This is a genomic window from Streptomyces sp. NPDC048606 (assembly GCF_040650855.1).
In the GTDB taxonomy this organism is placed as follows: Bacteria; Actinomycetota; Actinomycetes; order Streptomycetales; family Streptomycetaceae; genus Streptomyces.
The window spans coordinates 100,535-114,522 of record NZ_JBEZIB010000002.1 but is presented as its reverse complement, the minus strand read 5'-3'; the positions used below and the strand labels follow the sequence as shown (position 1 = coordinate 114,522).

Genomic DNA, 13,988 nt, shown 5'->3' with positions numbered 1-13,988 from the left:
TCGTCAATTGCCCGGATACACCCATGGGTTGGGCTTGCAGGAGATGTTGTCGATGTCGAGGGACTTCGTCTGCTGCTGCATGATCGGCGCGAGCGAGCCGGGCGTGCGGCAGCTCACGTGTCCGTGTCCGAGCCGGTGACCGACCTCGTGGTTGATGAGCATCTGCCGGTACGCGAGCATCTTGTCCGGGCCGTAGGTGACCGAGCCCTGCGCCCAGCGGAAGGCGTTGATCATCACGCGCTCGGTGGAGGCCGAGTCGCAGGACACGTTGTCGACGGTGGTGTCGAGGCCGGACTTGGCGCACCAGGTGCCGGTGGTGCCGGGACTCGCGAGGGTGATCACGAACTCGGCCTCGCCGCCCGGCACCCGCTCGAAGGTCATCGCTCCGCCGTGGGCCCAGCTGCGCGGATCGTTGAGGGTGCGCTGCACCGCCTCGGCGAACAGCTGCGGGTCGAGGCCGAGCCCCTGTTCCACGTCGACCCGGTAGCGCACGACCCTGCCCTTGCCGGGCGCCTTGGCGATGCCGGGGACGGTGTCGAAGGTGCCGGGGCCGGCGAGTTTGGCGTCGATGGGCACCTGGCGGGCCATCTGTTCCTCGAACGTGAGCGGCGCCGCGGCGACGGGCGGCGGCGTGGCGGGGGTGGGGCGGCCCTCGGAGCGGGAGGCGGCGGACTGCCCGCTCAGGGCGCGGCCCGCCGCGTCGTCCCCGGTCGCGCGGGCGGCGTCGGTGGCGGTCTCGCGCTCGGTGGCCACCTGTCCGGCGACGACGACGGCGAGCACGGTGGTGACGGCGGCGGCGGCCATCCCGGTGTAGGTACGGATCTTCGTGCCGCGTCCGGTGACCGGCCGCCCCTCGACGTCTGCGTCGGGCGTGCGCGGTGCGGGGATGCGGCGGTGCGAGCCGGTGGCCGTCAGGGCGTCGGAGTCGGGGGCGGAGGCCGGAGCCGGGGCCGGGGCGGAGGCGAAGGCCGCGAGGGAGGCCGGATCGGGCGCCCGCACGGGCTCCACGACGATCCGGGGGAAGGCCTCGGCGGGGGTCTCGAAGGGCGTGGCCCACCGGGCGTCGGCCCCGTCCCACCGCTCGGGGTGACCGCCGGGCCGGGCCGGTCCGGCCGGGGGCGCGTACCCCTGGTGGACGACGGTGGGCTCGGGGGCACGGGGGCCGGGGGCGGGGAGCCGGCCGTCGTGGGGGCCGCCGTGGGGCCCGGATCCGTACGGTCCGCCGTCGTACGGGGCTTCGCCGTACGGTCCGCCGTCGTACGGCGCTGCCTCGTACGGGCCCCCGTCGAACAGGGCGCCGTCGTACGGTCCGCCCCCGAACGGCGCTCCGTCGTACGGTCCGCCCCCGTACGGCGCGGCCCCGTGGGGGGCGGCCTCGTACGCGGCGGCTTCGGGGACCGGGCGGACGGCGGCCGGGTCCTTGCGACTATGTCGTCCCACGGTCATCGACCCTTGCCGTCTGCGGTATCTCGGTCTGCGTCGTGCGCCAGCTCCCGGAAGGCGGCCGCGACCACCTCGGGGTACTCCATCATCGCCACGTGCCCGGCCTCCGGCAGGCTCAGCAACCGCGAACCGCGGTAGGCCGCGGCGGCCTTGCGCGCCATGCGGTACGAGACCAGTCGGTCGCGGCCACCGTAGACCAACAGGGTCGGCGCGAGCACCCGACCGGCCTGCCGCCACAGTCCGTGCTGGCCGCCGAGGGTGTACGCGTCGACGATCCCGCGCGAGGAACGGCTCATCGCGTCCCAGAAGTACGGCAGGGCCATCCGCCGCTCCATCTCCTCGACGGCGCCGCGGAACCCCTCCGGCGTCACCCGTGCGGGGTCGCCGTAACAGAGGTCCGTCACCCCTCGGGTGCGCTGTTCGGCGGTCAGCCCGCGGGTGAGGCGACCGAACAGCGCGGCCGTCCCGGGCACCGCCAGCAGGGCGGTCGGCACGGCCGACTTCTGTACGCGCAGTTCGGGCAGGGCCGGCGAGACCAGCGTCAGGGTGCGCACCAGGTCGGGGCGGACGGCCGCGACCCGGGTGGAGACCGCCCCGCCGAGGGAGTTGCCGAAGAGGTGCACCGGCCCGCGCCCGGCGGCGTCCAGGTGGCGGATGACGGCGCGGGCCTGCGCGGTCACGGAGTAGTTCCGGTCGACCGGCGGCGGGGACCAGCCGAAGCCGGGCAGGTCGACGGCCTCGCCGTCGACGGTGTGGGCCAGCCGCTCCATGAGCGCCGACCAGTTCTGCGAGGAGCCGCCGAGTCCGTGCACGAACAGCGCGGCCGGCAGGCCCTCGCGCTCCGCCGGCCGGAAACGTACGTTCATCTCCAGGCCGGGCAGCGCGACCGTGCGCAGTCGCTCTCCCCCGTCCACCCGGTCCGCCTCCGGCAGGGAGGTCGGCGTCGCGGTGGACCGTACGCCCGGCAGCTCGGTCGAAGACATGCGGGCAATGTTACGAGAGGATCACGCCGAGCCCCGTGTCTTCGCTTGTGTTGGCAGTCACAGGAACGTCTGGCGGCCCACCTCCGATCCTCCTAGGCTCGTAGTGAGACGAGCGAAGGCGAGGGGAGCGCGATGACTGTCGACCCTGCGGAACCGGACACCTTCCGGGAGCAGATCCGAGACGGCCTCGACGCCGAGGCCCCGGAGGCGGACGCCGCCGAGCAGCGCACCGACCTCCAGCCGCGGGACGACGATCCGGTGCTGCTCAGGGATCCCGGCGAGGCCGCCGACGCGGACGCCGCCGACCAGGCCCGGGTGGTCCAGCTGGACGAGGAGGACTACCGCTGAGCGCCCCTGACCAGCGTGTCCGGGGGGTGTCCGGGCGGTCCGTACCGCGAGAAAACTCGGCTTGAACCCACCAGATTCGGTTACCGAAAAGTACGATGGCCGCGCGGCGCAGAGCGCACTGTGTTCTTAGAGAAAGTGGGAGGCGGCGTGACAGCCATCGAGCAGACCGAGGCGACGCGTCCGCGGGGCACGCGACTGCCGCGCCGTGCCCGGCGCAACCAGCTCCTGGGCGCGGCCCAGGAAGTCTTCGTGGCGCAGGGCTACCACGCGGCGGCGATGGACGACATCGCGGAGCGCGCCGGTGTCAGCAAGCCGGTGCTCTACCAGCACTTCCCGGGCAAGCTCGACCTCTACCTGGCCCTGCTGGACCAGCACTGCGAGGCCCTGCTGGTGGCGGTGCGCACGGCCCTGGAGTCGACCAACGACAACAAGCTCCGCGTGGCGGCGACGATGGACGCCTACTTCGCGTACGTCGAGGACGAGGGCGGCGCTTTCCGCCTGGTCTTCGAATCCGACCTCACGAACGAGCCGGCGGTGCGCGAGCGCGTCGACCGGGTCTCGCTCCAGTGCGCGGAGGCCATCTCGGACGTCATCGCCGAGGACACCGGCCTGTCGAAGGACGAGTCGATGCTGCTGGCCGTCGGTCTGGGCGGCGTCTCGCAGGTCGTGGCGCGGTACTGGCTCTCCAGCGAGAGCCCGGTGGCCCGGGACACGGCGGTGGGCCTGCTGACCTCGCTGGCCTGGCGCGGCATCGCGGGCTTCCCGCTGCACGGCACCGAGGGGCACGGCGCCGAGGCCTGAGGGAGCGCTGTTCGCTGCGAGCGTGTCCGCCGCGAGCCGATCGTGTCCCCTCTCCGGGCTAATGTGGACCGCGTACGGCGCGGCTGATCGCGCGAACCGGACCGTCGGAGGGACAAAGCCGTGGAGGTCAAGATCGGCGTGCAGCACGCACCCCGGGAGATCGTGCTGGAGAGCGACCTGAGCGCCGAGGAGCTGGAGAGCGTCGTCGCCGCCGCGCTGTCCGGCCAGTCGCCGCTGCTGAGCCTGACCGACAACAAGGGCCGCAAGGTCCTCGTGCCGTCGGACCGCCTGTCGTACGTCGACCTGGGCGAGCCGAGCGCGCGCAAGGTGGGCTTCGGGGCGCTCTGAGGCACCGAGAACGACGAGAAACGGCCCGGCGGTTGGTTCCGCCGGGCCGTTTCCCGTTCTTCCGCTTCGGGTAGGACGGCACTGACCCGGTTTGCCCGACGCATGGGAGTGACCAGATGGTGCTGATGGAGGCGCTCGGTTCCGGTCTGCTGGGCCTCGCTCTGGCGGGGGCCGCCGTCCGCGTACTCGCGAAGCGACTTCCGTCCACCAGAATCGTCCTGGTCAGCGGGGTGGTCGGCGCGTTGTTCGGGGCGTATCTGACCCACACGGCCCTCGGGCCGGGGCACAACACGCTCCTCGCGACCTTCCTCGGGAGCGTCGGCGTGTCGGCGGTGGTCCTGTCCCTGCTGCTGCGTCCGGCCGCCCGCTCCGGGAGGTCGCCCCGCCGCGCTCCGCTTTCGGTCGCGTCGCGGGGCTGAGTCCCGCTCGGGCGAGGCCGGAGCCGAACCCCCGTCGGGGTCCGGCCCCGAGCGCCCCGCCCGGTGACCGGCCGGCCCGCCTTCCGCCCCTCTCGGGCGCCGGGCGCGGGAGCCGTGGCTCAGGCGGCGAGGCCCAGTGCGGCCATCCGCTTGGTGTGCGCCTTCGTGATCCGGGTGAACATCTCGCCGACGGCGGCCAGGTCGAAGCCCGCGGCCATCCCGTCCACGCCGCCGACCAGCATCGTCGACAGGGCGTCGCGCTCGGCCACCACGCGCTGGGCCTGCGAGAGCGCCTCGCCCATCAGCCGGCGGGCCCACAGCGCGAGGCGACCGCCGACGCGCGGGTCGGCCTCGATCGCGGCGCGCACCTTCTCGACGGCGAAGCCGCCGTGGCCGGTGTCGTCGAGGACGCCGACGACCAGCGCGCGGGTGTCGGTGTCGAGGTGGGTGGCGACCTCGCGGTAGAAGTCACTGGCGATGGAGTCGCCGACGTAGGCCTTGACCAGGCCCTCCAGCCAGTCGGAGGGGGCGGTCTGGCGGTGGAAGTCGTCGACGCCCTTGGCGAAGGGCTCCATCGCGGCGGTGGGCTCGGCGTCGATCGCCGCGAGCCGGTCGCGCAGCCGCTCGAAGTGGTGGAACTCGGCGGAGGCCATTTTCGCGAGCTCCGCCTTGTCCCCGAGGGTGGGCGCGAGCTTGGCGTCCTCGGCGAGGCGCTCGAAGGCCGCGAGCTCTCCGTACGCCAGCGCGCCGAGCAGGTCCACGACGGCGGCCCGGTACTGCGGCGAGGCCGAGGCGGCGGCCCAGTCCTGGGCGGCGATACCGACCCCTTCGGCGGGGGTGTTGTCGTCGGCGGGAGATGCGTTTTCAACGGTCGACATGCTCCGCACAATAGCCGTCCGAAAGGCCGCGCCGACCACCCCACCTTTGCGCTGTCCGCGCACGTAAACACGCCTACCTGGTGAATTCACCCGACACACCTGCGCGATTCCGGGGTACAGTGGTAATGCGCCTGCCGAATACTCGGCGGGCCATCCGAATGAGGATGCCCGGTCGGTGGCCCGATCGGCTCCAACCCGACCGCCCTCGGTGTGGTGCGTACGTCCATGCGTACCGCCTCCGCACGAGGGGCCCCCTCAGCGGCATGAGCGCTTGAGCGAAGGCCAGTGGTCCCGCGCAGCTTCGCACGGCCCGCCCGAACCAGGGCGGGCGCACAACGGCAAGCCCGGCACGGTACGACCCCCCCTCGCCGCCTCGCGCCGCGTCTCACAGAAGAGGCAGCACCCTGACTACGTTCCGAGACCTCGGGATCTTTCCCGAGACGGCCGAGGCCCTTGAGGCCGTCGGCATCGTGTCCCCCTTCCCGATCCAGGAGATGACCCTCCCCGTCGCCCTTTCCGGCACGGACGTCATCGGCCAGGCCAAGACCGGAACCGGCAAGACCCTCGGTTTCGGCCTTCCCCTGCTGGAGCGGGTCGTCGTCCCCGCGGACGTCGAGGCCGGCCGGGCCCGCCCCGACCAGCTGACCGACTCCCCGCAGGCCCTCGTGGTGGTTCCGACCCGCGAGCTGTGCACCCAGGTCACCAACGACCTCCTGACCGCGGGCAAGGTCCGCAACGTCCGCGTCCTCGCCATATACGGCGGCCGCGCGTACGAGCCCCAGGTCGAGGCGCTCAAGAAGGGCGTCGACGTGATCGTCGGCACCCCGGGCCGTCTCCTGGACCTGGCCGGTCAGAAGAAGCTCGACCTGTCGCGCGTCAAGGCCCTCGTCCTGGACGAGGCCGACGAGATGCTCGACCTGGGCTTCCTGCCCGACGTCGAGAAGATCATCAACTACCTGCCGCCGAAGCGTCAGACCATGCTGTTCTCGGCGACCATGCCGGGCGCGGTCATCGGCCTGGCCCGCCGGTACATGTCCCAGCCGACGCACATCCGCGCCACCTCCCCCGAGGGCGAGGGCGTGACCGTCGCCAACATCAAGCAGCACGTCTTCCGTGCGCACAACATGGACAAGCCGGAGCTCGTGGCCCGCGTCCTGCAGGCCGAGGGCCGCGGACTCGCCATGATCTTCTGCCGCACCAAGCGCACCGCCGCCGACATCGCCGAGCAGCTGGAGCGGCGCGGCTTCGCCTCCGGCGCCGTCCACGGCGACCTCGGCCAGGGCGCGCGCGAGCAGGCGCTGCGCGCGTTCCGCAACGGCAAGGTCGACGTGCTGGTGTGCACCGACGTCGCCGCGCGCGGCATCGATGTCGAGGGCGTGACCCACGTCATCAACTACCAGACGCCGGAAGACGAGAAGACCTTCCTGCACCGCGTGGGCCGCACCGGCCGCGCGGGCAACAAGGGCACGGCCATCACCCTGGTCGACTGGGACGACATCCCGCGCTGGCAGCTGATCAACAAGGCGCTGGAGCTCGACTTCCACGAGCCCGAGGAGACGTACTCCACGTCCCCGCACCTGTACGAGCAGCTGAACATCCCCGCCGGCACCAAGGGCGTCCTGCCGCGCGCCGAACGCACGCGGGCCGGTCTGAAGGCCGAGGAGCTGGAGGACCTGGGCGAGACCGGCGGTCGCGGTGGCCGCGGCGGTCGTGGCCCGGCGCCCGCCGTCGCGACGGAGGAGCGTCCGGCCCGGACCCGTACGCCACGTCAGCGTCGTCGCACCCGCGGCGGCTCCGAGCTCGGCGCCCCGGCGGACGTGGCGGCGGCTCCGGTCGCCGAGGCCCCCGCCGTCGAGGCCCCCGCCGCCGACGAGCCGCGCAGGCCGCGCCGCCGCCGTACCCGCGTGGGTGCGCAGGCCGCGGCCGTGGTCGCCGAGGCGGCCGTGGTCGAGGCCCCGGTCGTGGTCGAGGCCCCCGCGGTCGAGGTCTCCGTGGTCGAGCCGGTGCAGGAGGCTCCGGTCGCCAAGCCGCGCCGGACCCGTACCCGCAAGGCCGCCGCCGCGCCGGTCGCCGAGGCCGTGGCCCCGGTCGTCGTGGTCGAGGCTCCCGCCGTGGTGGAGGAGGCTCCGGTCAAGCCGAAGCGGGCCCGCGTCCGCAGGGTCGTAGCGCCGGCCGTCGACGAGCCCGACTTCCAGACCCCGCCGCTGGTGGAGCCGGTCAGGGCCCGCCGGACCCGGCCTCGCAAGACGGTCGAGGCCGCCCCGGTGACCCCGGTCGCCGAGGCCCCGGTCGAGGCGGAGGCGCCGGCCAAGCCGAAGCGCACCCGGACCCGCAAGGCCGCCGCCGCCCCGGTGGCGGAGACCGCCGCTCCGGCCGAGGCCGAGGCCCCGGTCAAGCCGAAGCGCACCCGGACCCGCAAGGTCGCCGAGGCCGCGCCGGAGGCGTAGCCCGCGGGCATCGATCCCGTACGAGGACGGCCCCGATCCCCTGTTCAGGGGGTCGGGGCCGTTCTCGTGCGCGGGGCTACGGGCCGGTAGCCTCGGGGCATGAGCAAGCCGCCGCTTCTGGTCCTGCCGTCCGTGGCCCGCGCGTACCGCCTGAGCACCGCGCGCGGGGAGTTCGCCGTGCACGAGGCGGGGGAGGCCGCGCGCGGCACCGTCCTGCTGGTGCCCGGGTTCACCGGCAGCAAGGAGGACTTCATCGCCCTGCTGGAGCCGCTGGCCGCGGCCGGCTACCGGGTGGTGGCCGTCGACGGGCGGGGCCAGCACGAGAGCCCCGGGCCGCGCACGGAGGAGGCGTACGCGCTGGAGGAGCTGGCGGCCGACGTCCTGGCCCAGGCGGCGGCGGTCGACGGGGCCGGGCCCCTGCACCTGGTCGGGCACTCGCTGGGCGGTCTGGTGGCGCGGGCCGCCGTCCTGCGCGAGCCGGCGCGGTTCGCCTCCCTCACGCTGATGAGCAGTGGTCCGGCCGCGATCGCGCGGGCCCAGCAGGACCGTACGCGCCTGCTGGTCGCGGCGCTGGAGGAGCTGCGGGAGGACATGGCGACGGTCTGGGCGGCGATGCGCTCCCAGGACGCTCCGGACACCGAGCCGGACTCCCCCGAGCTGGCGCGGTTCCTGCGGGAGCGGTGGATGGCCACCGTCCCGGAGCAGCTGATCGCCACCGGGCGGGTGCTGGTCTCGGAGCCGGACCGGGTGGCGGAGCTGGCGGCGGTGCCGTTGCCGAAGCTGGTGCTGTCCGGCGAGGTGGACTACGCCTGGCCGGTGCCGTTGATGGACGACATGGCCGCGCGCTTGAGCGCGGCGCGGGTGGTCGTCGAGGGCGCGGAACACTCCCCCAACGCGGAGAATCCGCAGGTCACGGCGGGTGCTCTAGTGGCGTTCTGGGACGGCTCGACCGGGCAGTAGTTAGCTAAGGAAAAAATTTCCTTAGCGTAGGGAATGTTTGCGGTCTACACTTCGTTGATCCCTGTGCAAGGAGAACACTGACGAAGGGAGAAGCCATGCGCTTCGAGATTCTGCGCCTGGACGACGTCGACGGGACCGCCGTGGACAGCACCGTCGTGGACGCGGCCTCCGTCAACCGGATCGTGCAGCAGGCCGCCTCGATCGGCCAGCGCATTCTGATCCGACCGGCCGAGACGGCGTCCTCCTGACGCTTCCGAAACGCCCCCGCACCGGAACCCGGTGACGGGGGCGTTCGCATGCGCGCGGAAGGCGGCGGTCAGGCGCCGCGCACGACCTGGAGCACGCCGTTGATGATCTGCTGGACGGCGATGGCCGACAGCATCATGCCCGCGAGGCGGGTCACCAGGACGACGCCGCCGTCCTTGATGACGCGGATGATCACCAGCGAGTAGCGCATGGTCAGCCACAGCACGACGTGCATGGCGACGATCGCGCACCACACGGACACCTGGCCGGTGACCCCGTCGGCCTTCTGCACGGCCAGGATGACGGACACGATCGCACCGGGGCCGGCCAGCAGCGGCATGCCCAGCGGGACGAGGGCGACGTTCACGTCCTTGGTCTGCTTGGGCTCGTCGGTCTTGCCGGTGAGCAGGTCGAGGGCGATCAGGAGGAGCAGCAGACCACCGGCGATCATCAGGGCCGGCACGGAGACGTGCAGGTAGTCCAGGATCTGCTGGCCGCAGATGCCGAAGACGGCGATGACGCCGAAGGCCACGCAGACGGCCTGCCAGGCCATGCGGCGCTGGACCTTGGCGGGGCGCCCGGAGGTCAGGGCGAGGAAGATCGGCGTGATCCCCGGGGGGTCCATAATCACAAAAAGCGTGAGAAATAGGGATCCGAAGACGGCGAAATCAAACACAGTGATGCCTTGCAGGGAGAGGGGTGTGTCGAAAGAAGACGTGGGAGGGCGGGGCGGGCGCGACGCGGGGCCGAAGGGCCGCGGCGGTTACGCGCGGGCGTCTCCGCCGGCGCCGGGCACGGGGAAGGCCCCGAAGGCGCGGCGCGTGATCTCGCCGTAGATCTCGGGGTCGGTCGTGTACTCCCCGAGGCGGCAGGTCTTGCGGCTGCCGTGGTAGTCGCTGGATCCGGTCGTCAGCAGGTCCAGGTCCTTCGCGAGGCCGCGCAGGCGGTCGCGGGTGGGGGCGTCGTGGTCCATGTGGTCGACCTCGATGCCGTCGAGACCGGCGGCGGCCAGCGCGGCTATCGCGGACTCCGGGACGCACGTGCCGCGCTTGACCGCGGCGGGGTGCGCGAAGACGGTGACCCCGCCGGCCGCCTTGACCAGGCGGACGGCGTCGAAGGGGTCGAGCTCGTGCTTGTGCGCGAAGGCGCGACCGCCGTCGGCGAGCCACCGGGGCGTGAAGGCGTCGGAGACGGTGGGCACGACGCCGAGGTCCACGAGGGCGGTGGCGATGTGCGGGCGGCCGACGGAACCGTCGCCCGCGATCCGGGCGACCTGCTCCCAGGTGATGTCCACGCCGAGCTCGCGGAGCTTGCCGATCATGGCCTGGGCGCGCGGCACGCGGTCGTCGCGGACGAGCTCGCGCTCGCGCGAGAGCTCGGGCTCCTCGGGGTCGAAGAGGTACGCGAGCAGGTGCACGCCGATCCCGTCGAGGCGGCAGGAGAGCTCGGCGCCGGTCACCAGGGTGAGTCCGGCGGGCAGGGCGGCGATGGCCTCGGCGTGTCCCCCGACGGTGTCGTGGTCGGTCAGCGCGACCACGTCGAGCCCGGCGGCGGCGGCGTTGCGCACCAGCTCGGCCGGGGTGTCCGTACCGTCGGAGGCGGTGGAGTGCGCGTGCAGGTCGATGCGCACAGCCGGACTCCAGGGCTTCGGACGGACGGGGGGACACTCCAGGGTACCGCCGCCGCGGACCCCTCCGGGCCGCCCCCGCGCCGGTGACGGGGCGCGGGCACCGTCAGGGCGTACCGCCGTCGGGGCTCAGGATGCGGGGGCTGAGGGCGCCGCAGGGCAGGAGTTCCACCTCGGAGCCCGCGTCGCGCAGGTCGGTGAGGACCAGCTCGTCGTACATGAGGAGTCCCGACTGTTCGGGCCACACGATGGCCCACAACCACAGCCCTCGCGCCTCGCCCGCGAACACCGCCCGGTCGTCCGGGACCCCGGACAGGTGCCACAGCGGAGTCGGCCGCCCCGCCGCGACGACCTTCGTGTGCGGCGGCGCGGAGACGTTGATGTGGGGGCCCGGGTCGGGCGCGTCGATGCCGGCGAAGCGGGAGCCCAGTCCGACGCCCAGCTCCTCCGCGATCAGCAACAGCTCGCCGATGCCGCCCAGCGGGCCCGGGCCCGAACAGGCCACGGCGGTCGCCCGTCCCCCGCTGCGGTCGTCGCCGGCGGTCGCGATCCCGGTGAACAGCCAGCCCACCGGAAGCGGCCACGGCATCCACACCGGCACCTGCGCCCGGTTCACCACCACGCCCAGGCCCTCGACGCTGGGCGGGATGACAGGCTGTAGCGGATGGACCGGTCCGTGCACCGCGCACTGCCAGGAGTCGGCGAACAGGCCGGGCGCTCGGACCCGGCCACCGCACTTCGGGCAACTCGGTTCGCCCCTCATAAGAAGCACGCTCCTCCCAGCCCGGCGCGCCGTCAAGACGCGATCACCCGTCCGGATGTCATCCGTACCCGCGGGCGCGCGGCTCAGTCCAGCGCGACGGCCGTACGCAGAGGGTCCCGCAGATCGGTGCCGCGCGCGAGCCAGCGCTCCTGGAGCGCCGCGGCGCCGTGCACCCGCTTCCAGGCGGCCTCGTTCGCCGTCATCGGCAGCAGGGGCAGGAAGCGGACCGGGTCCATGGGCTCGTCCAGGGCCAGGTCCTCGACGAGCCCGCCCGGCTCCGCGACGAGGACCGAGCCGAACGGGGCCCCCTGCCAGAGCGGTTCGCCCACGTCCAGCGAGGCGCCGGGGGCGACGATCAGCCCCTCGACCACCGGCGAGGCCGCCAGCACCGCGAGGGGGCGCAGCAGTCCGTCGGTGGGGGCGAGGCCGGCCCGTACGGTCAGGACCAGCTCGGCGCGGGGGCCCCGTACGGGGTCCGCGACCATGTCGGTGGGGTCGGTCATCGGGTGAGCGGACATGCCGAGGGTCGCGTACCGGACGAGGTCGTCGGAGGCGAAGCGGAGGACCTCGATGCGGTCGGTGCCCAGGAAGGTGACGGCGGCGCGGGCGTCGGGTTCGCCGAACGCGCTGTGCAGCCGGGCTTCGACGAGGGCCAGAATTTCTGCCATGCACCGAGCATAGAACTCGTATCAGGCGGGTAAAGGCAGGCCCCTGACCATCCGTCGGCTGATAGTGTTGACAGCTGTTCGGGGCCGCATGCAGAAGCATGTTTCGGGGCACCGGCGAAGGACGTCCTCCACGGAGGACCGGCCGGAGGAGGTGGGGCTGCGATGGATCGAAGTCGATCGTGCAGTACCGATCGCTCTTCCGCTCCACCGGCGGGCGCCTCCCGCCCCCTGTGATCTTCGGATCAGCAGAGGACCAGTAGAAGAGCGACGGCGGAACTTCGTCCCCTCCCGTCCTGTCTCCTTCCGTACGTCCCGGGCCGTCCCGCCCCGGTCGCGGAAGGCCTCCCACCCGTACGGCCCGCAGCCGTGCGCGCGAAGGAGCCTGCCATGTCGATGCTGCCCTACCTCCGTGCCGCCGTCCGTCCTGCCCTGCGCAGGTCCACCCCCGTCCAGCCCGGCTACGACGCCACCCGCGACCCCTCCGCCAGCAGCGCGGTCGTCGACTGCGCCGTGTACCGCGACGGCGGACGCGTGGAGGGCACCGCCTGCCTGTCGCCGCGCGAGGCGATGCGGCGGGTGCGCGAGAGCGGCGGCTTCGCCTGGATCGGGCTGCACGAGCCGACCGAGGCCGAGTTCGCGGGCATCGCCGCCGAGTTCGGACTGCACCCGCTCGCCGTGGAGGACGCGGTCCACGCCCACCAGCGGCCGAAGCTGGAGCGCTACGACGACACCCTCTTCACGGTCTTCAAGACGATCCACTACGTCGAGCACGCCCAACTCACCGCGACCAGCGAGGTGGTGGAGACCGGCGAGGTGATGTGCTTCACCGGCACCGACTTCGTCATCACGGTCCGCCACGGCGGACAGGGCTCCCTCAAGGGGCTGCGCCACCGCCTCCAGGACGACCCCGAGCTGCTCTCGCGCGGCCCCTCGGCCGTGCTGCACTCCCTCGCCGACCACGTCGTCGACGGGTACATCGCGGTCGCGGCGGCCGTGCAGGACGACATCGACGAGGTGGAGAGCGAGGTGTTCGCCGCTCCCGCCAAGGGCGTCGGCCGGGGCGGCGACGCGGGCCGCATCTACCAGCTCAAGCGGGAGGTCCTGGAGTTCAAGCGGGCGGTGTCCCCGCTGCTGCGCCCGATGGAGCTGCTGAGCGAGCGGCCCATGCGCCTGGTGGACCCGGACATCCAGAAGTACTTCCGTGACGTCGCCGACCACCTCGCCCGGGTGCACGAGCAGGTCATCGGCTTCGACGAACTGCTGAACTCGATCCTCCAGGCCAACCTCGCGCAGGCGACCGTCGCCCAGAACGAGGACATGCGCAAGATCACCTCCTGGGCGGCCATCATCGCCGTGCCCACGATGATCTGCGGGGTGTACGGGATGAACTTCGAGCACATGCCGGAACTCCACTGGAAGTACGGCTACCCGATGGTGATGGCCTCGATCGTCGGGATCTGCTTCACCATCCACCGGGCCCTGCGGCGCCACGGCTGGCTGTAGGCCGCGCCCGGCCGGGTGGCTACCCTGTGCGCATGACTCTCAGCGCGCTCGACCTGGCCCTCGTCGAGGAGGCCTCCAAGAAGTCCGGCCTGATCTGGGTCCGCGGCGCGGGCGCCGACCGGGCCCTGTGGCACGCCTGGGTGGACGGCGCCGCGCACGTCCTCGGCGACGGGCCGGGCGAGCAGCCGTTCCCCGGGCTCGCCGACGGGTCGGCGGCCGAGGTGACCGTGCGCAGCAAGGACAAGGGCGGCCGGCTCGTCGCCTGGACGGCGGCCGTACGGGAACTGGCGCCCGGCAGCGAGCCCTGGGAGTCCGCCGTCGCCGAGCTGAAGGGCAAGCGGCTGAACGCGCCCGACTCCGAACTGATGACGCAGCGCTGGGCGCGCGAGTGCCGGCTGCTGCGCCTGGAGCCGGTCGCCGTCGCCGAGGAGCTGCCCACCGGCTCGCTGGTCTCGGCCCCGCTGCCCTCCCCCGCCCTCACCCGGCGGGCGATCCCGGCGGCGCTGCCGAAGCTGCTGCTGAAGCGGAAGAAGAACAGGCGCTGACCGCTTGAG

At 73.0% G+C, this 13,988-nt stretch carries 16 protein-coding genes; 9 read left to right on the top strand and 7 right to left on the bottom strand.

Annotated elements, in window-relative coordinates; genetic code table 11:
• Nucleotides 1-3 precede the first annotated feature (3 nt).
• Nucleotides 4-1,446 carry a DUF3152 domain-containing protein gene (locus AB0D01_RS02635; RefSeq protein ID WP_363053154.1) on the bottom strand — a complete coding sequence of 481 codons (1,443 nt, stop codon included), beginning with the start codon at nucleotides 1,444-1,446 and terminating at the stop codon, nucleotides 4-6.
• Nucleotides 1,443-2,426, bottom strand: coding sequence for an alpha/beta hydrolase (locus AB0D01_RS02630; protein WP_363053153.1), 984 nt, complete (start codon nucleotides 2,424-2,426; stop codon nucleotides 1,443-1,445). Before AB0D01_RS02630 ends, AB0D01_RS02635 begins: the two co-directional genes overlap by 4 nt.
• Nucleotides 2,427-2,558: 132 nt before the next feature.
• Here AB0D01_RS02630 and AB0D01_RS02625 point away from each other — a divergent pair, with 132 nt between their 5' ends.
• The 4 genes from AB0D01_RS02625 to AB0D01_RS02610 all read left to right on the top strand — a co-directional run bounded on the left by AB0D01_RS02625 (nucleotide 2,559) and on the right by AB0D01_RS02610 (nucleotide 4,342).
• The gene (locus tag AB0D01_RS02625) at nucleotides 2,559-2,774 is read left to right on the top strand and encodes a hypothetical protein (RefSeq protein WP_363053152.1); all 216 of its coding nucleotides are present in this window, start codon (nucleotides 2,559-2,561) and stop codon (nucleotides 2,772-2,774) included.
• A gap of 147 nt (nucleotides 2,775-2,921) precedes the next feature.
• On the top strand, nucleotides 2,922-3,575 hold the full coding sequence (locus AB0D01_RS02620) for a TetR/AcrR family transcriptional regulator (RefSeq protein ID WP_363053151.1): 654 nt from the start codon (nucleotides 2,922-2,924) through the stop codon (nucleotides 3,573-3,575).
• A gap of 120 nt (nucleotides 3,576-3,695) precedes the next feature.
• Complete coding sequence (locus tag AB0D01_RS02615) at nucleotides 3,696-3,923, top strand: DUF3107 domain-containing protein (protein WP_363053150.1); 228 nt, start codon at nucleotides 3,696-3,698, stop codon at nucleotides 3,921-3,923.
• Between the two features lie 116 nt (nucleotides 3,924-4,039).
• Nucleotides 4,040-4,342 (top strand): hypothetical protein, encoded by a 303-nt coding sequence (locus AB0D01_RS02610; protein WP_363053149.1) that lies wholly within the window; start codon nucleotides 4,040-4,042, stop codon nucleotides 4,340-4,342.
• A 119-nt stretch (nucleotides 4,343-4,461) separates the two neighbouring features.
• Here the strand turns inward: AB0D01_RS02610 and AB0D01_RS02605 are convergent, their stop codons facing one another.
• Complete coding sequence (locus AB0D01_RS02605; RefSeq protein ID WP_363053148.1) at nucleotides 4,462-5,220, bottom strand: ferritin-like fold-containing protein; 759 nt, start codon at nucleotides 5,218-5,220, stop codon at nucleotides 4,462-4,464.
• Between the two features lie 470 nt (nucleotides 5,221-5,690).
• Between AB0D01_RS02605 and AB0D01_RS02600 the strand changes: the two genes are divergently transcribed.
• From AB0D01_RS02600 to AB0D01_RS02590, 3 genes are all read left to right on the top strand, one after another.
• Nucleotides 5,691-7,667: a DEAD/DEAH box helicase gene (locus AB0D01_RS02600; protein WP_363053147.1), complete on the top strand. Its 1,977-nt coding sequence runs from the start codon at nucleotides 5,691-5,693 to the stop codon at nucleotides 7,665-7,667.
• A gap of 99 nt (nucleotides 7,668-7,766) precedes the next feature.
• Complete coding sequence (locus tag AB0D01_RS02595) at nucleotides 7,767-8,627, top strand: alpha/beta fold hydrolase (protein ID WP_363053146.1); 861 nt, start codon at nucleotides 7,767-7,769, stop codon at nucleotides 8,625-8,627.
• Nucleotides 8,628-8,722: 95 nt separating this feature from the next.
• On the top strand, nucleotides 8,723-8,875 hold the full coding sequence (locus tag AB0D01_RS02590) for a hypothetical protein (RefSeq protein ID WP_249767672.1): 153 nt from the start codon (nucleotides 8,723-8,725) through the stop codon (nucleotides 8,873-8,875).
• 68 nt (nucleotides 8,876-8,943) lie between these two features.
• On the opposite strand, the gene AB0D01_RS02585 is transcribed toward AB0D01_RS02590, so the two are convergent.
• The 4 genes from AB0D01_RS02585 to AB0D01_RS02570 form a co-directional block, all read right to left on the bottom strand.
• Nucleotides 8,944-9,549: a MarC family protein gene (locus AB0D01_RS02585; protein ID WP_363053145.1), complete on the bottom strand. Its 606-nt coding sequence runs from the start codon at nucleotides 9,547-9,549 to the stop codon at nucleotides 8,944-8,946.
• Nucleotides 9,550-9,636: 87 nt separating this feature from the next.
• Nucleotides 9,637-10,503, bottom strand: coding sequence for a PHP domain-containing protein (locus AB0D01_RS02580; protein WP_363053144.1), 867 nt, complete (start codon nucleotides 10,501-10,503; stop codon nucleotides 9,637-9,639).
• Nucleotides 10,504-10,606: 103 nt separating this feature from the next.
• Complete coding sequence (locus AB0D01_RS02575) at nucleotides 10,607-11,263, bottom strand: DUF6758 family protein (protein WP_363053143.1); 657 nt, start codon at nucleotides 11,261-11,263, stop codon at nucleotides 10,607-10,609.
• A gap of 83 nt (nucleotides 11,264-11,346) precedes the next feature.
• Nucleotides 11,347-11,931, bottom strand: coding sequence for a suppressor of fused domain protein (locus AB0D01_RS02570; protein ID WP_363053142.1), 585 nt, complete (start codon nucleotides 11,929-11,931; stop codon nucleotides 11,347-11,349).
• 387 nt (nucleotides 11,932-12,318) lie between these two features.
• On the opposite strand from AB0D01_RS02570, the gene AB0D01_RS02565 reads away from it, so the two are divergent.
• Both AB0D01_RS02565 and AB0D01_RS02560 read left to right on the top strand, forming a co-directional pair.
• Entirely contained in the window at nucleotides 12,319-13,434 is a 1,116-nt protein-coding gene (locus tag AB0D01_RS02565; protein ID WP_363053141.1) for a magnesium and cobalt transport protein CorA, read from the top strand.
• Nucleotides 13,435-13,466: 32 nt separating this feature from the next.
• Nucleotides 13,467-13,979: a hypothetical protein gene (locus tag AB0D01_RS02560; protein WP_363053140.1), complete on the top strand. Its 513-nt coding sequence runs from the start codon at nucleotides 13,467-13,469 to the stop codon at nucleotides 13,977-13,979.
• Nucleotides 13,980-13,988: the final 9 nt, after the last annotated feature.